22 protein-coding genes are annotated in these 21,327 nt (G+C 64.4%); 3 read left to right on the top strand and 19 right to left on the bottom strand.

Annotation, left to right across the window (positions count from 1 at the left end; translation table 11 throughout):
- Positions 1-48: 48 nt before the first annotated feature.
- Positions 49-1,227, top strand: coding sequence for an aminotransferase class V-fold PLP-dependent enzyme (locus tag L6637_RS01050; protein WP_237862193.1), 1,179 nt, complete (start codon positions 49-51; stop codon positions 1,225-1,227).
- A 7-nt stretch (positions 1,228-1,234) separates the two neighbouring features.
- Here L6637_RS01050 and L6637_RS01045 read toward each other — a convergent pair whose 3' ends face one another.
- From L6637_RS01045 to yajC, 6 genes are read right to left on the bottom strand one after another with little or no spacing between them, the layout of a single operon-like run.
- The gene (locus L6637_RS01045) at positions 1,235-2,479 is read right to left on the bottom strand and encodes a threonine ammonia-lyase (protein WP_237862191.1); all 1,245 of its coding nucleotides are present in this window, start codon (positions 2,477-2,479) and stop codon (positions 1,235-1,237) included.
- Positions 2,480-2,524: 45 nt separating this feature from the next.
- Positions 2,525-3,388 (bottom strand): phytoene/squalene synthase family protein, encoded by an 864-nt coding sequence (locus L6637_RS01040; protein WP_237862189.1) that lies wholly within the window; start codon positions 3,386-3,388, stop codon positions 2,525-2,527.
- Positions 3,385-3,768 (bottom strand): Mth938-like domain-containing protein, encoded by a 384-nt coding sequence (locus tag L6637_RS01035; protein WP_237862187.1) that lies wholly within the window; start codon positions 3,766-3,768, stop codon positions 3,385-3,387. Before L6637_RS01035 ends, L6637_RS01040 begins: the two co-directional genes overlap by 4 nt.
- Positions 3,769-3,828: 60 nt before the next feature.
- On the bottom strand, positions 3,829-4,854 hold the full coding sequence (gene secF / locus L6637_RS01030; protein ID WP_237862185.1) for a protein translocase subunit SecF: 1,026 nt from the start codon (positions 4,852-4,854) through the stop codon (positions 3,829-3,831).
- Between the two features lie 16 nt (positions 4,855-4,870).
- The gene (gene secD, locus L6637_RS01025) at positions 4,871-6,469 is read right to left on the bottom strand and encodes a protein translocase subunit SecD (protein ID WP_237862183.1); all 1,599 of its coding nucleotides are present in this window, start codon (positions 6,467-6,469) and stop codon (positions 4,871-4,873) included.
- Positions 6,470-6,518: 49 nt separating this feature from the next.
- Positions 6,519-6,887 (bottom strand): preprotein translocase subunit YajC, encoded by a 369-nt coding sequence (gene yajC, locus L6637_RS01020; RefSeq protein ID WP_057755761.1) that lies wholly within the window; start codon positions 6,885-6,887, stop codon positions 6,519-6,521.
- Between the two features lie 179 nt (positions 6,888-7,066).
- Here yajC and L6637_RS01015 point away from each other — a divergent pair, with 179 nt between their 5' ends.
- The gene (locus L6637_RS01015; protein WP_237862181.1) at positions 7,067-8,059 is read left to right on the top strand and encodes an ATP-binding protein; all 993 of its coding nucleotides are present in this window, start codon (positions 7,067-7,069) and stop codon (positions 8,057-8,059) included.
- Positions 8,060-8,212: 153 nt separating this feature from the next.
- Here L6637_RS01015 and L6637_RS01010 read toward each other — a convergent pair whose 3' ends face one another.
- Together L6637_RS01010 and L6637_RS01005 are read right to left on the bottom strand one after the other, a co-directional pair.
- Complete coding sequence (locus tag L6637_RS01010; protein WP_237862179.1) at positions 8,213-9,610, bottom strand: LysM peptidoglycan-binding domain-containing M23 family metallopeptidase; 1,398 nt, start codon at positions 9,608-9,610, stop codon at positions 8,213-8,215.
- A gap of 109 nt (positions 9,611-9,719) precedes the next feature.
- A complete protein-coding gene (locus L6637_RS01005; RefSeq protein WP_237862177.1) occupies positions 9,720-10,370 on the bottom strand; it encodes a protein-L-isoaspartate(D-aspartate) O-methyltransferase in 651 nt (216 codons plus the stop codon).
- A gap of 240 nt (positions 10,371-10,610) precedes the next feature.
- Here L6637_RS01005 and L6637_RS01000 point away from each other — a divergent pair, with 240 nt between their 5' ends.
- On the top strand, positions 10,611-10,982 hold the full coding sequence (locus L6637_RS01000) for a response regulator (RefSeq protein WP_237862175.1): 372 nt from the start codon (positions 10,611-10,613) through the stop codon (positions 10,980-10,982).
- 3 nt (positions 10,983-10,985) lie between these two features.
- Here the strand turns inward: L6637_RS01000 and surE are convergent, their stop codons facing one another.
- From surE to argS, 11 genes are all read right to left on the bottom strand, one after another.
- On the bottom strand, positions 10,986-11,753 hold the full coding sequence (gene surE / locus L6637_RS00995; RefSeq protein ID WP_237862173.1) for a 5'/3'-nucleotidase SurE: 768 nt from the start codon (positions 11,751-11,753) through the stop codon (positions 10,986-10,988).
- 132 nt (positions 11,754-11,885) lie between these two features.
- Positions 11,886-12,251: a hypothetical protein gene (locus L6637_RS00990; RefSeq protein ID WP_237862171.1), complete on the bottom strand. Its 366-nt coding sequence runs from the start codon at positions 12,249-12,251 to the stop codon at positions 11,886-11,888.
- Positions 12,252-12,347: 96 nt separating this feature from the next.
- A complete protein-coding gene (gene serS, locus L6637_RS00985) occupies positions 12,348-13,679 on the bottom strand; it encodes a serine--tRNA ligase (RefSeq protein ID WP_237862169.1) in 1,332 nt (443 codons plus the stop codon).
- A 216-nt stretch (positions 13,680-13,895) separates the two neighbouring features.
- Complete coding sequence (tatC, locus tag L6637_RS00980; RefSeq protein WP_237862167.1) at positions 13,896-14,708, bottom strand: twin-arginine translocase subunit TatC; 813 nt, start codon at positions 14,706-14,708, stop codon at positions 13,896-13,898.
- Entirely contained in the window at positions 14,705-15,256 is a 552-nt protein-coding gene (gene tatB, locus L6637_RS00975; protein WP_237862165.1) for a Sec-independent protein translocase protein TatB, read from the bottom strand. Before tatB ends, tatC begins: the two co-directional genes overlap by 4 nt.
- An 88-nt stretch (positions 15,257-15,344) precedes the next feature.
- On the bottom strand, positions 15,345-15,578 hold the full coding sequence (locus L6637_RS00970; RefSeq protein WP_237862163.1) for a twin-arginine translocase TatA/TatE family subunit: 234 nt from the start codon (positions 15,576-15,578) through the stop codon (positions 15,345-15,347).
- Positions 15,579-15,744: 166 nt separating this feature from the next.
- The gene (gene scpB, locus L6637_RS00965; RefSeq protein ID WP_237862161.1) at positions 15,745-16,497 is read right to left on the bottom strand and encodes an SMC-Scp complex subunit ScpB; all 753 of its coding nucleotides are present in this window, start codon (positions 16,495-16,497) and stop codon (positions 15,745-15,747) included.
- 21 nt (positions 16,498-16,518) lie between these two features.
- Positions 16,519-17,358: a segregation and condensation protein A gene (locus L6637_RS00960; protein ID WP_237862159.1), complete on the bottom strand. Its 840-nt coding sequence runs from the start codon at positions 17,356-17,358 to the stop codon at positions 16,519-16,521.
- Positions 17,355-17,792, bottom strand: a complete 438-nt coding sequence (locus L6637_RS00955) for a hypothetical protein (RefSeq protein ID WP_237862158.1) — start codon at positions 17,790-17,792, stop codon at positions 17,355-17,357. The genes L6637_RS00960 and L6637_RS00955 overlap by 4 nt, the downstream gene beginning before the upstream one ends.
- Before the next feature lie 45 nt (positions 17,793-17,837).
- On the bottom strand, positions 17,838-19,385 hold the full coding sequence (locus L6637_RS00950; RefSeq protein WP_237862156.1) for an SPOR domain-containing protein: 1,548 nt from the start codon (positions 19,383-19,385) through the stop codon (positions 17,838-17,840).
- 142 nt (positions 19,386-19,527) lie between these two features.
- On the bottom strand, positions 19,528-21,318 hold the full coding sequence (argS, locus tag L6637_RS00945) for an arginine--tRNA ligase (RefSeq protein WP_237862154.1): 1,791 nt from the start codon (positions 21,316-21,318) through the stop codon (positions 19,528-19,530).
- Positions 21,319-21,327: the final 9 nt, after the last annotated feature.

The raw sequence follows: 21,327 nt of genomic DNA, 5'->3' as shown, positions 1-21,327 counted from the left end.
CTTTGGCGCGTCTAATCCATATGGGGGGCCTGCGAGAGGGAGACGCGCTTGATCGACATCGACCGAATCCGGGCCGACACTCCGGCCACCTCCCGGCTCACCTATCTCCACAACGCTGGCGCAGCACTGATGCCGTCACCCGTTGTCGCAGCGATGAAGCAGCATATCGACCTCGAGGCCGAGATCGGAGGTTATGCTGCCGCCGACCGCGAGGCTGGCCGGCTCGACGCTGTCTACGGCTCGGTGGCACGCCTGCTGAACGCCGCGCCGGACGAGATCGCGCTGATGGAAAACGCCACCGTCGCCTGGCAGATGGCGTTCTATGCGCTGCCGTTTCGCGCCGGCGACCGGATCCTGACCGCCGAAGCGGAATACGCCGCCAACTATGTCGCATTCCTGCAAGTTGCCAAGCGCACGGGCGCGGTCATTGAAGTCGTGCCGAGTGAATCCAGCGGCGAACTCGATGTCGGCGCGCTCGAACGCATGATCGACGCGCGCGTAAAACTCATCGCCATCACCTGGGTTCCGACCAATGGCGGGCTGGTCAATCCGGCCGCAGCGATCGGCAAGATCGCGCGGACACATGGCATTCCCTATCTGCTCGACGCCTGTCAGGCGGTCGGTCAGATGCAGGTCGACGTCGAAGCGATCGGCTGCGACATGCTGTCGGCGACGGGGCGCAAATTCCTGCGCGGCCCGCGCGGCACGGGCTTCCTTTATGTCCGCCGCGAGTTGCTGCAGCAGCTTGAGCCGCCGATGATCGACCATTTTGCGGCGCCGTGGGTCTCTCGCGACCACTATCAGCTCCGCGACGATGCGCGCCGGTTCGAGACGTGGGAGAACAATTACGCGGCGCGGCTCGGGCTGGGCGCGGCCATCGACTACACCCTTGCGATCGGCCTCGGCCCGATCCAGCGGCGTTGCCGCCTCTTGGCGGACCGCCTTCGCAATGGCCTTGCCGCCATCAGCGGTATCACCATTCGCGATCTCGGCCGCACGCCGGGTGCCATCGTCAGTTTCACGATGGAAGGCTTCGAAGCGGACGCGATCGTCACCATCGCCGCTGCGGCCGGTATTGTTATCGGCGCGTCCGATCCGTCGAGCACCCGCATCGACGCGGAAGTCCGCGCCCTCCCGGTCGTGGTGCGGGCATCACCGCATTATTACAACACGGAAGCCGAGATCGATCGGCTGATTGCCCACGTGGCGGGTCTGGTGTCGCGATAGCGTCGCCTCAGGTGCAGCGCGCGCTCAATCCGGATGCACCGAGCTTGGCCATGACCTCGTCGAGATGAGCGCTATCACGGGTCTCGATGACGAGTTGGAGCAGCGTCGCCTTGGCCGGCAGGTCCGAGAAGGTTCGCTGATGCGAGACCTCGATGATGTTGGCACCAGCCTCCGCCAGCAGCGCCGCGACCGCGGCCAATTGGCCGGGCCTGTCAGGAATATCGAGCGAGAGCTGCGTCAGCCGTCCCTCGCGCGCAAGCTCGCGCGTCAGCACCGAGGCGATCAGCCTGGTGTCGATGTTGCCGCCGCTCAGGACCAGACCAACCTTCTCGCCGGCAAAGCGCGTGGGATCTGACATGAGTGCTGCAAGACCTGCAGCGCCCGCGCCCTCGACGACCGTCTTCTCGATCGAGATCAGGGTGGCTACCGCACGCTCGAGCTCGGCTTCATTGACAAGCGCGATGTCGTCGACGAGGCCGCGGACGATCTCGGTGGTGATCTTGCCCGGCGACTTGACCGCAATGCCTTCGGCCAGCGTATCGCCCCGCGCCGGCAGATTGCTGCCATGGATGGCATTGTACATCGAAGGATAGAGCCAGGCCTCGACACCGAGGATGCGCAGCGAAGGCTTGATCGATTTCGCCGCAATGGCGATGCCGCTGATCAGGCCACCACCCCCGATCGGCACGACCAGCGTGTCGAGCTCCGGCACCGCCTTGAGTATTTCCAGCCCGACCGTGCCCTGCCCGGCAATCACCAGCGGGTCGTCATAGGGGTGGACGAAGATCATGCCGCGGGCTTCGCCATGGCTGCGCGCAAATGCAGCCGCCTCCTCCAGCGTCGCCCCGGTGACGACCACCTCCGCGCCGTGATGTCGGGTATTCTCGACCTTCACCATCGGCGTGCCCACAGGCATGACGATGGTGGCGGGAACGCCGAGCCGCCTGGCGTGATAGGCGACGCCCTGCGCATGATTGCCCGCCGACATGGCAACGACGCCGCGCGCACGCTCTTCCGGCGTCAGCGCGTTGAGCCGGTTCAGCGCGCCGCGCTCCTTGAACGAGGAGGTGAACTGGAGGTTCTCGAATTTAAGCCAGAGGTCGCAGCCACATATGTTGCTCAGCGTTCGGCTGTAGCTGCAGGGCGTCTCGACGACGGCGCCGCGGATGATTTCGGCTGCAGCGTGAATGTCAGCCGGCGTAACCGGAAAGCCGCTCAGATCGGGGATTGCGGTTTGGGACAATTCGGCCATGGGACAGCATAGTGCATTTGCCCCATACGCGCGATAAGCCGACCGCTATTTGGTAAATTCCCGGGAGCGTGAAGCCCGCCACAGCGTCCAGAGCGTACGCAGCCGCGACACCGGCTGCGGGGCGAAGGGGTTGCGCCCAGGCCGCGCCAGGCGATCGAGATCGGCCTGTGCCTGGCTCAGCGGCAGGAACGCAGCCCGCGCCGACGGCGGCAGCTGTGCCAGCAGGGACGACGCTGTCGCCAGATGCTGCCGCGCATCGCCGATCAGTTGGTTCAGCGCGGCATGGAGATTGGGCGTCGCCTTGCCCGAGAATACATCCTCCATGGCACAGCCATGGCCGGCCAGGAGTTGTTGCGGCAGGAACAATTGCCGATGGGACGCGTCCCGGGGCAGATTCGCGATCACGTGCGCAATACCCTGCGCCAGCCCGGCGTGCCGTGCCACATGCTCGGCCGCATCGGAAGTGTCGCCCATGATCCGCGCCGCGAGCGCGAACAGGGCCGAAGAGGTTGCAGCCAGATAGCCTTCGAGCGCCGTCATGGTCGGCATCGGATCATTGTAGAGATCGAACTGATGCTCGTCGACCAGCAGCGACAGCGGCTCGACCGGCAGGTCAAAATCGCGGATTGCGCGCAACAGTTCCGCCGCCACCGGATTGCCCTCGGCGCTGCCGTGGGCCAGGCCCGAGAATAGATCGGTCCACCATTGGAAGCGGATCTCGCCGGGCAACGGCTGGCTCACCTGATCGCGAACGCGGACGATCTCGACATTGAAGGCGTAGAGCGCGAGCATCGCCCGGCGCGCCGCGGCCGGTGCGAACAGCGTCGCGACGTAGTGCGGAAAGTCGTGGCTGCGCACGAGGTCGGCGCAATATGTCACGGTGTCGGGCGGCGTCGCAGCGCTGCTCATGGCACCGCAATCAGCGCGGCCGCGACGCGGCGCCGTTCGCCGATCATGATGTTGTAGGTGCGTACGGCCGGCCCGGTCTGCATCGTGTCCAGCACCACCCTCACCGCTTTGAGCGCCTGGCGCAGCTCCGGCGGCGGCAGCCAGAGCCCGGTTCCGGTGCCGACCAGCAGCGTGTCGATGCTGTTGGCGGCCGCAAACACCCGATCCAGAGAATAGCGGTCGATCTTGGTGGGATCGGTCACGTCCCAGGCCCAGATCGCATCGGGCAGGCACAGCAGCGAGCCCCGGTGCGACATGCCGCCAAAGGCGAAGCCACCCTTGCCATAGGCCTCGATCGGCGCCGAGCGCGGGAAATGGGGAGCGTTGGGATCGCCGGCCATGAGCTTCGTCCGAATGAGGCTATCACCCTCGCAAACCCATGCGAGGGCATGCGGTTCGGATCATGCCTTGTTTTTCTTCGCCGGCGGAGCCTCTTCCTTCGCATCCTCGCGATGCTCGCCGACGCCGAGATAGATCAGGATCGGCGCTGCGATGAAGATCGAGGTGTAGGTGCCGACCAGCACCACGCCGAACATCATGACGGCCGTGAAGCTGTGAATGGCGTGACCGCCGAACAGCAGCAGCGCCAGCAATGCCAACGTGACCGTCAAGTGGGTGATGATCGAGCGCGACAGCGTCGAATTGATGGACTCGTTCAGCAGCTGCGGCATCGGCATCTTCTTGTAACGCCGCAGCATTTCACGGATGCGGTCGTAGATGACGACGGTGTCGTTGAGCGAATAGCCCAGAATGGTCAGAAGCGCCGCGATGCTGGTCAGGTCGAAATCGACCTGGCTGATCGACATGAAGCCGATCGTCAGCACGATATCGTGCACGTTGGCAATCATGGCGCCGAGCGCGAACTGCCATTCAAACCGGAACCAGAGATAGATCAGGATCGCAACGATGGCCAGCATCAGGCCGGCCATGCCCCAACCCAGCAGTTCACCGGAGACACGCGGACCCACCACCTCGACGCGGCGATACTCCACGGACTCACCGAGGGCGCCGCGAACCTTGTCCACCGCTTCCTGCTGCGCCTTGTCGCCGCCCGGCTGCTCGGCAACGCGAAGCAGCACGTCGGCGGGGCCGCCGAATTGCTGCAGCTGGACTTCGCCGAGACCGAGGCTGCCAAGCGTCGTGCGCATCTGTGCAAGATCGGCTGTGCCCGACTTGGCCCGTACCTCCATCAAGGTGCCGCCCTTGAAATCGATGCCGAAGTTCAGGCCATGCGTGAAGAACAGCACGATGGCGACGATCGAGAGCGTTGCCGAGATCGGGAACGAGATCCGGCGGAACTGGGTGAAGTCGAAATGCGTGTCGTCTGGCACGATACGCAGCGACGGCAGCAGGCCGAGCACGCTGACCACGGTCAGCACGGCAATCAGCACGCCGAGAGAGATGAGTACGAGTTGAGTAGTGGTCACAGCCGGCCTCGAATGATCAAATCGGCACAGTCTTCGGCCGCTTCCACTGCACCCACCACGCCACGATCAGACGGGTCATGGTGAAGGCGGTGAACACAGTGGTGATGATGCCGATACCGAGCGTTACAGCGAAGCCGCGCACCGGTCCGGTGCCGATCATGAACAGCACGGCAGCGGCAATGAAGGTCGTGATGTTGGAATCGAGAATGGTCGCAAGCGCCCGCTTGAAGCCTGCATCGATCGCAGAGATCGGGCTTCTCCCGCCGCGCAGCTCCTCGCGGATGCGCTCATAGATCAGCACGTTGGAGTCGACCGCGATGCCGACGGTGAGCACGATGCCGGCGATGCCTGGCAGGGTCAGCGTGGCGCTTAGCAGCGACAACAGGCCGAAGATCATTGCGACGTTGATACAGACGGCGATATTGGCGAACACGCCAAACAGCCGGTACGTCAACAGCATGAACACGACGACCATGATCGAGCCGACATAGGCCGCAAGCTCGCCCTTCTCGATCGAGTCCTGGCCGAGGCCCGGACCGACGGTGCGTTCCTCCACCACCGTGAGCGGCGCCGGCAGCGCGCCGGCGCGCAACAGGATCGCGAGGTCGTTGGCCGATTGCACGGTGAAACTGCCGGAGATCTGGCCCTGGCCGCCGGTGATCGGCTCGCGAATGACCGGCGCCGAGATCACCTTATTATCGAGGATGATCGCGAAGGGCAGCCCGACATTCTCCTGCGTGGCCTGCGCGAACTTGCGCGCGCCCGAGGTATTGAACTTGAAGCTGACGACAGGCTCATTGGTGCGCTGGTCGAAGGTCGCTTGGGCGTCGGTCAGGTCGCCGCCCGCAACCAGCACCTGCTTCTTGACCACATAGCCGGCCGGCGGCGGCGTGGCGGCCGGCAGGAACTCAGTGTCCGGCGGCAACCCGCCCTGCTGGGCCTGGTCCAGCGGCACCGAGGGATCGACCATGCGGAATTCCATCTTCGCGGTCTTGCCCAGCAGCTCCTTCAAATGGGTGGGATCCTGCAAACCCGGCACCTGCACCAGGATGCGGTCGTTCCCCTGACGCTGGATGATGGGTTCGACGGTGCCGAGTTCGTTGACGCGCTTCTCGACGATCTGGATCGACTGCTCGATGGTCTTGCGCAAGCGCTCGATCATCGCGGGCTCCGGAATACCGAGGCGGATCAATCCACCACCGGCGTCGGCGACTTCAATGTCGCGCTGGCCGCTGGACCCCATGAGGCCGCCAATCGGCTGCGCAAGCTCACGCAACTTGGCGAGCGTCGTCTGGAGATCCGCGTCCTTGACGCGCACCTCGACCGCATCGCCCTTCGTGACGAGACCGGTGTAAACGATCTTGGCCTCGCGCAGAACGCGACGAACGTCGTCGCGAATCTGGTCGAGCTTTTCCTTCTTCACATAGCTGGAATCGACCTCGAGCTGCAGCGAGGAGCCGCCCTGCAAGTCGAGACCCAACACAAGGCGCCGCTGCGCCCAGGCGGGCCAGGTCTTGACCTGCGCTTCGGAGAAGAAGTTCGGAACCGCAAAGAGGCACACGATCAGCGCCGTCAGGATGATCCCGAGCGCCCTCCACCGCGTGAAATACAACATCGACTGGACCTGTCAGATCAGGAGATTTGAGATGCTCGCAGGAAAGCGCTCACTTCGCCCCGGCGTCGTCCTTGGCGCTTTCCTTCGCGCTGTCCTTGGCCGGCTCGCCCTTGGCGCGCACCCCCGAGATCATCGAGCGCATCTGGCGCACGCGCACACCGTCGGAAATTTCGAACTCGATCTGGTCGTCATCGACCACCTTGGTGACCTTGCCGACGAGGCCGCCCGACGTCACGACGGTGTCGCCGCGGCGGATGTTCTTCACCAGCTCGGCGTGGTCCTTCACCTTCTTCTGCTGCGGACGCAGAATCAGGAAGTACATGATCACGAAGATCAGGGCGAACGGCAGCAGCGACATCAACATGCTGTTGGTGTCACCGGCGCCCGCGGCCTGGGCATACGCAGGGGTAATCAGCATTCGGACGATCCTCGTGGAAACGGGGGAAGCCGGTCAGGCCTTGACGGCGACCGGCTCGGTCAAATTCGCGCGGACTATAGCGACCACCGCCCCAATTGCAACGCTGCCAGACCGGCGATTTGGCTACCTTGCGGCGCGCCGTCAGGCCCGATAAGGCTGCATTCTCAGGAACTTCGGACATGCCCAAAAACCTCAGCAAAAGCCCGGCCGGCAAAGGCCCCCGTATCCCTGCCACGAAGCGCGCCCAGGTCGCGGCAAAACGCCCCAATGCGGTCTCAAAGGCTGCTCCAAAGGCCTCCCCCGACCTTACCCAGGAACGCATTGTCCGCGCGCTGGAGACCATCGCGGCCCACCTCGTCGCCCAGGGCAAGCCGACCGTGGAGCGTGAGTCGTTCGACCGGGCGGACGCCTATGTCTGGCACCCCGACGGCCGCCTGGCCGCGGTGCCGCGGGTCAGCCGCGTCGAGCTGTTCCTGCTCAAGGGCGTCGACCGGATGCGCGACATCCTGATGGAGAACACCGAGCGCTTCGCCAACGGCCTGCCCGCCAACAATGCGCTGCTCTGGGGCGCGCGCGGCATGGGCAAGTCGTCGCTCGTGAAGGCTGCCCACGCCAGCATCAACGCGGACCGCAAAGCCTCCGACAAGCTCAAGCTGATCGAGATCCATCGCGAGGACATCGAAACGCTGCCGATGCTGATGGGGAAGCTTCGCGACGCCGACTTCAACTTCATCGTGTTCATCGATGACCTCTCCTTCGACGGCAATGACGCGTCCTACAAATCGCTCAAGGCCCTGCTCGAAGGCGGCATCGAGGGCCGACCCGAGAACGTCATCCTCTACGCGACCTCGAACCGCCGCCATCTGCTCGCGCGCGACATGATCGAGAACGAACGTTCGACCGCGATCAATCCGGGCGAAGCGGTCGAGGAGAAGGTTTCGCTGTCGGATCGCTTCGGCCTCTGGCTCGGCTTCCACCGCTGCAGCCAGGACGAATATCTCGCCATGGTAAGCGGCTATTGCAGCCATTTCGGCGTCAAGGTCGACGACGAGGCGCTGGAGCGTGAAGCGCTGGAATGGTCAACCACGCGCGGCTCGCGCTCGGGCCGCGTCGCCTGGCAGTTCGTGCAGGAGCTGGCCGGCCGGCTCGGTGTTAAGCTGACGACAAAATAGCCAGGCTATCCCTACACTCGAAACTGTCATCGCCCGCGAAAGCGGGCGATCCAGTATTCCAGTGGCGATTGTGATCGATCGAGAGGCCGCGGCGTACCGGGTCGCCCGGTCGAGCCGGGCGACGACACCTCTATTGCGGAGGCGACGTCGGCCTCAGGCCCCGTTGAGGAATTGAAGCGGGTCAACCGGGCTCGATCCCTTACGGATCTCGAAGTGGAGCTGCGGCGACGCCACCTCCCCTGATTGACCCGACTTGGCAATGACCTGACCGCGCTTGATAGTATCGCCGCGCTTCACCAGCAGCTCACTCGCATGGGCATATGCGGTAACGTAGCCGTTGGAGTGCCGAACCAGGACCAGATTGCCGTAACCTTTCAGCTCGTTGCCGGAATAGGCGACGACACCGTCTTCAGCCGCCTTGACCGGCGTACCCTCGGGCACCGCGACATTGATGCCGTCATTGGACTTGCCGTTGGTCTTGGCGCCGTAGCTCGTGATCACCTTGCCGCGCACCGGCCAGCGGAAGGTCGGCAACGAGCTGGTGGTCTCGGCCGCCTTCGCGGGCGCCTCGGCCGCGGGCTTCTCTTCGATATTGGCGGTGGCCTGGGCCAGACGCGCGCTCTGCGCCGGTTGAGCAACAGCGGCCATCTTGGTGGCAGGCGCCGGAGCGGCCGCAACTGGCTGCAACGCAGCCGCGACGGGCGCCGCACCGACGGGCGCCGGAGCAAGCGGAGCGGCAACCGCCGCGGTCTTGGCGCCCGGTACAGTCAGCTTGGTGCCGAGCTTGAGCTTCGCGGACGGCTCGAGACCATTGGCGCGAGCAAGCTCGGCCGCGGAGATGTGGTTCTTGCGCGCGATGCTGGCGAGCGTGTCGCCGTGATTGACGAAGTGGAAGCTGGGCGGAGTAGCGACGGCTGCAACCGGCTTCGGCGCGATCGCAGGCGCCGCGGCAACCGGCGCGGTGACCGGCACTTGTGCAGCAACCGCAGCCCCCGGATGCGGGATGACGATCTGCTGGCCTGGCGAAAGTGCGCGCGGGCCCTTGTAGCCGTTGGCGGCAAGGATCGCCTGCGGCGTCACATGATAGCGCTTGGCGAGCACATCGAGCGTGTCGCTGGTACCCACGATGATCTTGGTACCGCCAGCCGGCTGCGCAGCCACGACGGAGCGCTGCGGCACGGTGCCGGTGGTTTCGAGACGCGGCTGGGCCGGCGGCGTGTAGGAGCCGAGCCCCCGCCCGCCTCCAGAGACGCCGCCACCCGCTGCAACGGGATAGGATTGCGGCGCAGCCACTGCCGGCGGCGGCAGCGCCTGGGACTGATAGTAGCCCGGCTGGGTCTGCGGCCGCGCATATTGCGGCAGGTCTCGCTGCGGCGGCGGGGCCTGCTGCACCGAACCGGTCTGCTCGGAGGAGAAGGGATTGGAGAAGTTCGACTGGGACAGCCGCGACGACATGTCGGCACTGCACCCTGCGAAACTGAAGGAAATCAGCGCCAGCACCGCGACCTGCGGTACGCGGCGCGAGTAAAGCAACTCGGCGACAACAGACATGGTTACTCACTCGTACGCAACAGAACTGGTGTTTTAAGTAAACACGCGCCAAGTAAATAACGGCTTAACCCTCCCAATAAGATGTTGGATGCACTGCTGATCCGGAGTTTTACAGCTCCCGCGCCACGCCCGGCAGTGCCGGCACGAAACGCACCTCCACGAGTTCCTTGCGTTGGATCCCGGTCTCGCTGCGGCTGAGCCGCGTCAGCGTCTGCACGCCCTGGTGCGGGCCGACCGGCGCGATCAGGATGCCACCAACCTCGAGCCGCTCGATCAGGTTCTCCGGAATCTGCTCCACCGCGGCGGTGACGATGATGCGGTCGAACGGACCGATGTTCGGCGGTAGGTTCAAGCCGTCGCCGAGCATCACCTCAACATTGTGACAGCCGAGCTTTTCGAGCCTGGCGCGTGCCGCGTCCGCGAGCTTGCGATAGCGCTCAACGGTCAGGACCTCGCGCGACAACTTCGACAGCACGGCGGCCTGGTAGCCGGAGCCGGCGCCGATCTCGAGCACGCGGTGGCTCTTCTGAAGCTGAAGCTGCTCGGTCATGTAGGCGACGACAAAGGGCTGGCTGATGGTCTGCCCGCAGGCAATCGGCAGCGCGCTGTCACGATAGGCGCCGTCACGATCGGAGGCCTCGACGAAGAGCTCGCGAGGCACCTCCTCCATGGTCCGCAACACGGTCTGATCGCTGATGCCGCGACGTCTCAGCGTGAGCTGAAACATCATTTTTTCCGGCGGGGGCTGATTGGAGATCATCGCTGCTTATGTCGTCTCATCCGGTCCGGATCGATGGTTTCTGCGCCAATGTCCAGGGCCAGAATCTTGTTCCTGCTCAGGAACCGATGATAGCCCTTTGGGCTTAGGGTTTGACCATAAATTGGCTCGCAGCCGAAGCGCCTCCACGGCCATTTTCAAGTGCCGGTTGGCCGAAACGCGCATTGCGTCGATTCGCGTTATCTGCGAACGTTTTCGGGAATGGGCAAGGACTCAACGACAATGACCGCGACAGGGCTTTCGGGCCGCTCTGTATTCCTCGTCGAGGACGAGGTCATGATCCGAATGATGGTCGCGGATATGCTGGAGGAGCTCGGCTACAAGGTCGCAGCCGAAGCGGGAGACATCACCGAGGCCATGCGGCTCGCCCAGGCGACCGATTTCGACATCGCCATCCTCGACGTCAACGTCAACGGCAAGGTGATCTCGCCGGTCGCCGACGTCATAAAGGCCAAGGGCTGCCCCTTCATCTTCGCGACCGGCTATGGCTCATCGGGCTTGCCGGAGCAATATCGCGACCGGCCCGCGCTTCAAAAGCCGTTTCAGCTCGACGCGCTCGGCAAGACCATCGAAGCCGCCCTTCGCGGCGGCTAGCTGTTACTTCAGCGTCGCACTTAGCTCTTCCGAAAACGCTTCATTGGTGCGGTCGAGCCGCAGCGGGGTGACCGAGACGTAGCGTTCGCGCAGCGCCGCGAGGTCAGTGCCTTCGGCCGGCGTGTCCATCATCGCCGCGCGCTCGAAGCCGATCCAGAAATAAGGATTGTTGCGGCCGTCCCTGCGCTCGTCGATCCTGAGGAAGCCGAGATTGCGCTTGCCCTGCCGCGTCACGCGAATGCCGAGCACGTCCTCCGGCGCGCAGGACGGGAAATTGACGTTAATGACGGTATCCCTGGGGATTCCGGCCTTGATCACCTTGCGCAGGATATCAGGACCGAATTTGCGTGCGGTGTCCCAAGGCGGCCGCTCCCGCGTCTCGACGCTGAATTCCTGCGACAGCGCGAATGACGGGATACCCAGAATGGTGCCTTCGAGCGCACCGGCGATGGTGCCGGAATAGACCACGTCCTCGGCAACGTTGCGCCCCTTGTTGACCCCGGAGAGCACGACGTCGGGCAGCTTGGCACCGAGGATATGACGCGCGCCCATGATGACGCAGTCGGTCGGCGTGCCGCGCACGGCAAAGCGCCGCTCACCGACCTCGCGCAGACGCAAGGGATCGTTCAGCGACAGCGAATGCGACACGCCGGACTGATCGAGCTCGGGCGCCACCACCCAAACGTCGTCGGACAGCGCGCGTGCGATCTCCTCTACGACCTTGAGGCCGGGAGCATGGATGCCGTCGTCATTGGTGCAGAGAATGCGCATGCCGGTGGTCGATTCCTGGGCTGGGGTCAGGCCGTCTTATCCGGCTATCACACATCAGGCAAACCGCCTTCGGCGCAGTCCTGACCCGTGATTCCCGCTCATTGCCGCAGCGCAGCAATTGCCCCGTTCGCTCTAGCGGCGGACCCGCCATTGCGGCAGGAAGCGCGCCAGCCTGCCCTCTGCACGCAGTTGCATTGCCGGCACGACCGGGCTCGCGACGGGCGTTGTTTCAATCACACCGAGCGTCTTGAGTTGCGCGATGAGCGGCTCAGCCACCGGCATCTGGGGATAGCGGCCCCGTGCCAGCGTCACCGCCTTGTCAAAATCCTCGACATTGACGCCGGCCTTTGCTCTGCGGCCCTGAATGAGCGCGTCGTCCCATAGCCGTGCGATGTCGATGTCCAGTACACCACGCAAGCGCTGGTCGACGGCCTGGATGCCGGCACCGGTCACCGCCCATTGTCGGCCGATCCAGAAGATGTCGCGGTGCAAGGCCATGAACGGCGGTTTCGGGCTCGGTGGTCACCGGCAGGATAGCCGGCGCCCCGAACTTCGCAACCAAACGTTTCTGCCATTGCCATCGAGCAATCGCACCTATTCGCGCGCGACCACTTTCAGGCCGCCCATATAGGGCTGGAGCACGCTGGGGACCGCGATCGAGCCGTCCTCCTGCTGATAGGTCTCCATCACAGCAATCAGCGCGCGGCCAACAGCGGTGCCGGAGCCGTTCAGCGTGTGCACGAAGCGCGGCTTGCCGTCAGGACCACGCGAGCGCGCATCCATGCGCCGCGCCTGGAAGTCGCCGCAGACCGAGCAGCTCGAGATTTCGCGGAACATGCCGCCGTCGCCCTGCCCGGGCATCCAGACCTCGATGTCATAGGTTTTTTGCGACGAAAAACCCATATCCCCTGCGCAGAGCGTCATCACGCGATAATGCAGGTCGAGCTTCTGCAACACCTGCTCGGCGCAGGACAGCATCCGCTCCAGCTCGTCCTTGCTGGTCTCGGGCGTGGTGATCGAGACCAGCTCGACCTTCGTGAACTGATGCTGGCGGATCATGCCGCGGGTATCGCGCCCCGCCGCGCCCGCCTCGGCGCGGAAGCACGGCGTTAGCGCGGTGAGACGCATCGGCAACTGCTTCTCGTCGAGGATGGACTCGCGTGCGAGATTGGTGAGCGAGACTTCCGCCGTCGGGATCAGGCCGAGGCGCTCGGTCTTCAGCCGCTCATGATCGGGCGCAGCGAGCAGCTCGCCTTTGATCGCCCAGAACTGATCGTCTTCGAATTTCGGCAACTGCCCGGTGCCAAACATCACCTCGTTGCGCACGAGCAGAGGCGGATTGATCTCGGTGTACCCGTGCTCGGTGGTGTGCAGGTCGAGCATGAACTGGCCGATCGCGCGCTCGAGCCGCGCGAGCCCCTTCTTCAGCACGACAAAGCGCGCGCCGGAGAGTTTTGCTGCCGCCTCGAAATCCATGTAGCCGAGCGCGGTGCCGAGATCGTCATGCAGCTTCGGCGCAAAGCCGTAGCTGCGCTTGGCACCGAACACGTGGTGCTGGATGTTGCCGTGCTCGTCGACGCCGTCGGGCACTTCATCGAACGGAATGTTCGGAATCGCAGACAGCTCTTTGGTCAGCTCTTCGTCGGCAGCCTTTGCGGCGGCCTCGAGCTCAGGCATCGTGGTCTTGAGCTCGGCGACCTCGGCCATCAGTTTGGCAGCTCGCGCCTCGTCCTTGGCTTTCTTGGCGTCGCCGATTTCCTTGGACGCAGCATTGCGCCGCGCCTGCGCCTGCTCGGAGGCGAGGATCGAGGCCCGCCGTCGCTCGTCGATCGCGAGCAGCGATGCCGACAACGGCTTCAGGCCTCGCCGGGCGAGGCCGGCGTCGAAGGCTTGCGGATTATCGCGGATCGATTTGATGTCGTGCATGGCTGTGGTCCTGGATCAACGTGCAAACAGTCAACGTTCGACGTTGTATGTTCGCACTGGCGCGTCTCCTAGCACAGGCCTCATCACCCGCGAAAGCGGGTGATCCAGTATTCCAGAGACGGCGAGGATTCCTCGATAGGCCGCGGCGTACTGGATGCCCCGCCCCCGTGCGCAATTGCGCAACTAGACCGGGCATGACCGCTGAGGGTGCGGCCCCTACTCCGCCGGATTCGCGTCCGACGACGCGTTAGTGCCCGATGACGCCTGCGAGGCAGCTGCCTTCTTCTCCACCATCGACACCGAGATGATCGAGCCCTCGTAGAGCGCGAGCAGCGGAATCGCCAGCGAGCACTGGCTGAGGATATCAGGCGGCGTCAGCACGGCTGCGATGATGAAAGCCAGCACAATGAAATAGCGGCGCTTCTCGCGCAGCATCTTTGACGTGATGATACCGACCCGCCCAAGCAGAGTCAGGATCACTGGGAGCTGGAAGGCGATGCCGAAGGCGAAGATCAGCGACATCATCAGCGAGAGATATTCGCCGACCTTGGGCAACAGCTGGATCTGGGCGGTCTCGTCGCCTCCCATCTGCTGCATGCCGAGCGAGAAGCGCACCAGCATCGGCAACACGACGAAATAGACCAGCATCGCGCCCAGCACGAAGAAGAACGGGGTCGCGACCAGATATGGCAGGAAGGCCTGCTTCTCGTGCTTGTAGAGTCCGGGCGCGACGAACTTGTAGATCTGCGTCGCCACGATCGGGAACGAGATGAAGCCGGCACCGAACAGCGCGAGCTTGAGCTGGGTGATGAAATATTCCAGCAGCGCGGTGTAGATGAATTTCGAGTTCTCGGCGCCCGCGACCCACACGAACGGCCAGACCAGCACGTTGTAAATCTGCTTGGCGAAGAAGAAGCAGAAGATGAAGGCCACGCCGAAGCCGAGCAGCGCCTTGATCAGCCGCGACCGCAGCTCGATCAGGTGGTCCATCAGCGGGGCTTTGCTGGCCTCGATCTCGGCGTCGCTCATGACGCTTTGGCGTCCTTGATCGCCTCGGATGGCGCGGTGTCCTGCTGGACGGTCTCTTTTAAGGTCTCTTGGGTGACCGGAGCCGGTTCGACCTCTCGCGTGATGGCGAGAGGCTCATTCACCGCCGCATGTGCCTCTGCTTCTACGAAGGTCTCCGGCGTTGGAGCCTCCGGTGTCGTTGGCGTCGTCGGCGCGTCACTTGAAGTCGCGGGTGGCTCGATGGCAGCGGTCGGAGTGGTCTCAGCCGGCTTGTCGAGCGCATCGACGCGCAGCGCGTCGCTGACGTCCTTCTGCAGCGAGGTCATCAGACCGCCGCCGGTGAAGCCGGAAGCAGCTTCCTTGACCTCGTCAAAGCTCTTCTTGAGGTCGGCCATCTCGGCCTCGCGCATGGCTTCCTGGAACTGGCCCTGGAATTCGGCAGCCATCTTGCGCGCCTTGCCCATCCACTGGCCGACCATGCGCAAAACGCCCGGCAGCTCTTTCGGGCCAATGGCGACCAGGGCCACGACCCCGATCAGAACCAGCTCACTCCAGCCGATGTCGAACATGACGTCTTCCGTTCACGCGAAATCACGATCGGCCCAATCCCTCACGCGCAGGATCGGGTCCGTTTCCCGCGTCTCGCGTGCTCCTGGCTCAGACGGCCTTGCTGCCGACGTCGGATCGCGCAGCGGTCGGCGCGGCGTTGTGCTCGATGGCCTTCGAGGGCTCCTGCTTCTCAGCCGGCTTGTCGTCGTCCTGCATGCCCTTCTTGAAGGCCTTGATGCCCTGCGCCACGTCGCCCATCAGATCCGAAATCTTGCCACGGCCAAACAGCAGCAGGACCACTGCGATCACCAAGATCCAGTGCCAAATGCTAAGTGAACCCATCCTGCAACCCTCCAAACGCGCATGGCCGGGACCCGGCCGATCTTGACCGGAACGTAGGCTTCGCAAGGCCCAAAAACAAGGACCAAGGCAGCGCCAATTCGCTGTTGGCGCTACGTAATCTTGCTAGTGTTAACCGGTCGCAGGGGGCCCGTAGAAGGCCGGAGGATCACGCCTCGCCGCCACCCTCACCGCCCTCATTGCCACCTTCCGGCGGCGTCTCCGGCTCGACGGCAGGCGCCAGCGCCAGATCGAGCTCGTCGCCCGGTTCCAAGGGATCCTCGTCCTCACGCAGCGCCGGATCATCCGACGGCGTCGGTACGCTGAACCCGGTCGGCAGGCGCGAATCCAGGAGGCCTGTGCCCTTCAGCTCCTCCAGACCCGGCAGGTCGCCGAGCTGTTCCAGGGTGAACTGCGACAGGAAGTCCTCGGTGGTTCCGAAGGTCAAGGGACGGCCGGGCGTCTTGCGGCGGCCGCGCGGCTTGATCCAGCCGGTCTCCAGCAGCACGTCGAGCGTGCCCTTGGAGGTGACGACGCCACGGATCTCTTCGATCTCGGCACGCGTCACCGGCTGGTGATAGGCGATGATCGCGAGCACCTCGATCGCCGCGCGCGACAGGCGCTTGGTCTCTGTGCTCTCGCGCGTCATCAGCCAGGCGAGATCGCCGGCGGTGCGGAACGTCCATTTGTTGGCGACGCGCACGAGGTTGACGCCGCGCAAGGCATAGTCGGCCTGGAGCTGCTCAAGTGCAGCCTTCACGTCGACGCCCTCGGGCATACGCTTGGCCAGCGTCGCGGTATCCAGTGGTTCGCTCGAGGCGAAAAGCAGCGCTTCCAGCAGCCGCAATTCTTCGGGACGTGCCTGGGTTTCATTCTCCATCGGCTCGGCCTCTTCTACCCGCACTTCAGCCAGGCTTGCCATGGCAGCTTCTCCTTCTTGCACTTAACCGACCGGGGCATCGGGCGAAGATACTGCGTCCACGATCGGCTTCCCGCGCCCCTTGCGGAAATAGATGGGCGCAAACGCCTCTTTCTGGTTGAGCTCGAGCTGACCTTCACGCACGAGTTCAAGCGCGGCGGCGAAGCTCGAGGCGAACACCGTCGCGCGCTGCGTCGGATCTGCGACGTGACGGATCAGGAAATCGTCGAGCACGCCCCAGTCGTCCTGCTCGGTAATGCTGCCGACCAGCCGCTCCAGCGTGGCGCGCGCCTCGGCAAGCGACCACACCGTGCGCTTGGCCAGATGTACGCTCGCCAGCACGCGCGACTGGCGCTGCGAGGCGTAAGCCGTGAGCAAATCGTACAGCGTCGCGGTGTATTTCGGATGCTTGATCTCGGCGATCTGCTCGGGCTCGCCGCGCGGGAAAACCTCGCGCAGCAATTGCGCCCGGTTCATCAGCCGGTTGGCGGCTTCGCGAATGGCTTCGAGACGGCGCAGGCGGTTCGCGAGCGCAGTCGCCATCTGCTCGGCGCTCGGACCTTCCGCGCTCGGCGGCTCCGGCAGCAGCAGCCGCGACTTCAGGAAGGCGAGCCAGGCCGCCATCACGAGATAATCGGCGGCGAGCTCGAGGCGGATCTTTCGCGCGGCCTCGATGAAGTGGAGGTACTGGTCCGCCAGCGCCAGGATCGAGATCTTGGCGAGGTCGACCTTCTGTTGCCGCGCCAGCGCGAGCAGCAGATCGAGCGGGCCTTCATAGCCCTCAACGTCCACCACCAACGCCGGCTCGCCCTCGGCGAGCTCTGCGGGCCGGCCGGTCTCAAACGATAGAATCTCTGCGGTCATGCGGATGCCGTGTTTGCGATCAATGCGTCCAGTTGCGCATTGTCGTTGCTGTGACGCGGCGCGCCGGCCGCCGGCATGGCGCTATTTGCCTCACCAATGCGTCCCGCCAGCGTCTTCATCGGCACGTCATTACTCATTAACAAACCCTGGAACCCGATTGCGCTGCGAATCACCTGAGCAATCATTGTCGCAGAAGTCGGCATCGGATGGACCGGCTTGGCGGCGCCATCCACGGGAATGCTGCAACCGGCTTGATCCGTCGCAAGCAACTGCCGCGCGTTCAATTCCCTAACATTGACCGCGACTTGGGCCGAAACCTCAAAGCCAAACCTGAAGGGAATGAGGTCCCATGGGCGTTCGGCACGGACAAATGCCCGCCCAGCGGCGGTCAGTTCCGTTCCGGATACGCCGGTAATGAAGGCCCGCGTGCTCATAGGGCCGATTAACCCTGCCCCCGGAGGGGGTCAAGGAAACGGCCGCTAATTCCTCTGGACGAAGCAGGACGGCAGGCCAGCCGATTTCAGATTGTTGCAGGCCTGCACCGCCTCATCAGCCGAGCCATACGGTCCGGCGAAGGCACGGTAGACGATGCCCTTGCCCTTGTCGGTGAGGTCGACCCGTTTGATCACCGGTGAGCGGGAGCCCAGCACGCTACCATATTTGCTCTGGAGCACCCGGTAGGACGCGGCGGCGCTATCCTCGCTCTGTTGCGAAGATACCTGCACGACATAGCCGCCCCCGCTGGGCGCAGGCGCGATCTGTGTCGGATTGGTCGCAGCCATGCGCTGCGGCGGCTCGGCCGGGGCGGCTTGCGGCGCCAGCGAGAGCGGCTGATTGGCGCTGGCATTGGCTGAGGTTGGCGGATTGCGGGGCGCAGCCGGTGTCGCGACCGGCTTCGCCGGCACGGCCGGCTTCGCTGCCGGCGCTGCGGCGCCTTGCGGCACGACGCTATCTGTCTGGTCGCCCTTCACAGCCACCGTCTTGATCGAGCGCGGCGCGCTGTTCGGCATCGTCCCGTTGCTCGGGATCGCTCCAGCACTCGGCGGCGGAGCGGTCGAAGGCGACACGCTGGCGACCGAAGGCGGGTTGGCATTCTGGTTCAGCGCCGGAAACACCACCCGGGGACCGGCCGCCTTGGCATTGACGTCGACGGGCGCTTCCTCACGCGGCACGATCTTCTCACTGCCGTCGCCGCTTGCCATACGGTCCGGCACCTTGGCCGAGGAGTCCGACGGAGCCGGCACGACCTTGGTCGGCGTGTTGTCGGCCTTGATGATCGGCGGCTCGCCGCTGCGGGGCGAGCCGATATAGGTCTTGTAGGCGAAAGCCGCGCCAGTGCCGACCACGGCGAGCGCGAGGATCGCCGCGACCGTCATCATGCCGCCGCGCGATTTCCTGGGCTCATCGAGATCGGCCTCGGGATAGTCGCTCTGGAATGCGTAAGGATCGTCCGGATAGGCCGGCTCACGCTGAAAATCCTGCTCGCCCGACTCGAGCCGCCCGTAGAGCGCATCATCGTAGCGCGCGGGATCAGGTTGCTCGTAAGGCGCTTCATAGGCTTGATGCTGGGCCGGCTCCTGATGGTAGGCTTGCTCTTGGTAAGCCTGATCCTGATAGGCCTGCTGCGGCTGCTGATACTGCGGCTCGGGCGCGGCCGGTTGAGCCGAATAGCGATGCAGCGGATGAATCGGATTCACGGCAACGGGATAGTCAGGTTCGGGCGCCGGCTGCGGCTGCACGTTGGCGCGGCGCATCCATGAAGGCGGCCCAGGCTGAGCCGGCGGTGCGGGCTCGGCATAGTCCTGCTGATGGTCGTCCCGCTGGTAATCGTCGTCCTGATAGCTTTGCGTCGGCGCAGGCGCCGCTGCCGGCCGCGCACCCGGGCGGCCCTGCGCTGCGAACGGATCGGTCTGCCCGATCAGGCGCGCGAGTTCGGCCAAGGGATCGCTGTCCGCCTTCCCATGCTGATCTGCGCCGCGACCATAGTCATCGGAAGGAAACGGTCTGTCGTGATATCGATCGGCCATCGTGATGATGCGTCCCTTCGGGAAAGCTGCGCGCCCCTCGACCAAGGCGCAGCTTTCGACCCACAAGGCTTTCAACCAAGTCTAAGCGATCCGGCTTCTGCCGGTACCCCCAAAATATTCCCCTTAAGTAGTTCGCCCCAAACTACCGCATCTCGTCCGGGGCATGGACGCCGAGGATGGCGAGGCCCGATGCCAGGACTGAGACGACGCCCTGGACCATGGCCAGTCGCGCCTTTGTAAGATCTGCATCATTATTGATAATGAAGCGTAAATAGGGCAAATCGCGCCCCTTCGTCCAAAGTGCGTGAAATTCGCTCGCTAAGTCATAGAGATAAAAGGCAATACGGTGCGGCTCATGGGCCGCGGCGGCGGCCTCCAGCATCCTCGGATAAATTGCGAGGCGCTTAAGAAGATCGAGTTCGACGGGGTCCGACAGCCGTTCCACGGCCGACTCACTGAGCCAGGCAATGCGTTTGTCGGTATCCTCCGGCAGCTCCGGGAACACCTCGGCCCGGGCGTTGCGGAAGATCGAGTGGCCGCGGGCGTGGCCGTACTGGACGTAGAACACCGGGTTGTCGCGCGACTGTTCCATGACCTTGGCGAGGTCGAAGTCGAGCACCGCGTCGTTCTTGCGGTAGAGCATCATGAAGCGGACGGCGTCCTGGCCGACTTCATCCACCACCTCACGCAAGGTTACGAAGTCCCCGCTCCGCTTGGACATTTTCACGGGCTCGCCGTTGCGCAGCAGCTTCACGAGCTGGACGATCTTGACGTCGAGCGAGCCCTTGCCCGAGGTCGTCGCCTTCACCGCCGCCTGCATGCGCTTGATGTAGCCGCCATGATCGGCGCCCCAGACGTCGATCATCTCCGCAAAACCACGGTCGAACTTGTTCTTGTGGTAGGCGATGTCGGAGGCGAAATAGGTGTAGGAATTGTCCGACTTGATCAGCGGGCGATCGACGTCGTCGCCATAAGCGGTCGCCTTGAACAGCAGCTGCTCGCGGTCTTCCCAGTCCTCGACCGGCGCGCCCTTCGGCGGCGGCAGGCGGCCCTCGTAGATATCGCCCTTGGCCTTCAGGAAATCGATGGTCTCGGCGACCTTGTTGTTGCCGGTCTCGATCAGCGAGCGTTCCGAGAAGAACACGTCGTGGCGGATGTTGAGGGCGGCGAGATCGTCCTTGATCTCGTCCATCATCATCGCGATCGCCTTGGCGCGTACCGTCGGCAGCCATTGCGCCTCGCTCATCGCGAGCAGCTTGTCGCCGTGCTCCTTGGCCAGCGCCGCGCCGACCGGCTTCAGATAGTCGCCGGGATAGAGGCCTTCCGGGATCGCGCCGATATCCTGGCCGAGCGCCTCGCGATACCGCAAGAACGCGGAGCGTGCGAGCACGTCGACCTGGGCTCCGGCATCGTTGATATAATATTCGCGGGTGACATCGTGGCCGCCGAACTGCAGCAGGCTCGCAAGCGCATCGCCGAACACGGCGCCGCGGCAATGGCCGACATGCATCGGCCCGGTCGGATTGGCCGAGACATATTCGACATTGACCTTGGAGCCGCCGCGGACGCGACCGTAGTCAGCGCCCTCGCGCAGCACCGTGCGCAGCGCCTCGGCCCAGGCGGCGGGCTGCAGCGTCAGATTGATGAAGCCGGGACCGGCGACGTCGACCTTGGCGATCAGCGCATCGGCGCGGAGCTTCTCGGCGATCTGCTCGGCGAGGTCGCGCGGCTTTGCCTTTGCCTCTTTCGCAAGCACCATCGCGGCGTTGGTCGCCATGTCGCCATGGGAGGCGTCGCGCGGCGGCTCGACCACCACGCGCGCAAAATCGATGCCCTCGGGCCAATTGGCTTCGGCCGCGAGCGCGCGGCAGGCGGCGTGCACGCGTGCGAGCACGTCGGCGAACAGATGCGGGCTTGAGGATGTGTCGGGCATGGCCGCCGC

Origin of the sequence: Bradyrhizobium zhengyangense, assembly GCF_022012435.1 — a bacterium.
Lineage (GTDB): Bacteria > Pseudomonadota > Alphaproteobacteria > Rhizobiales > Xanthobacteraceae > Bradyrhizobium > Bradyrhizobium zhengyangense.
Note: the sequence above shows the minus strand (reverse complement) of the source record. Positions and strands in the feature narration are given on the sequence as shown.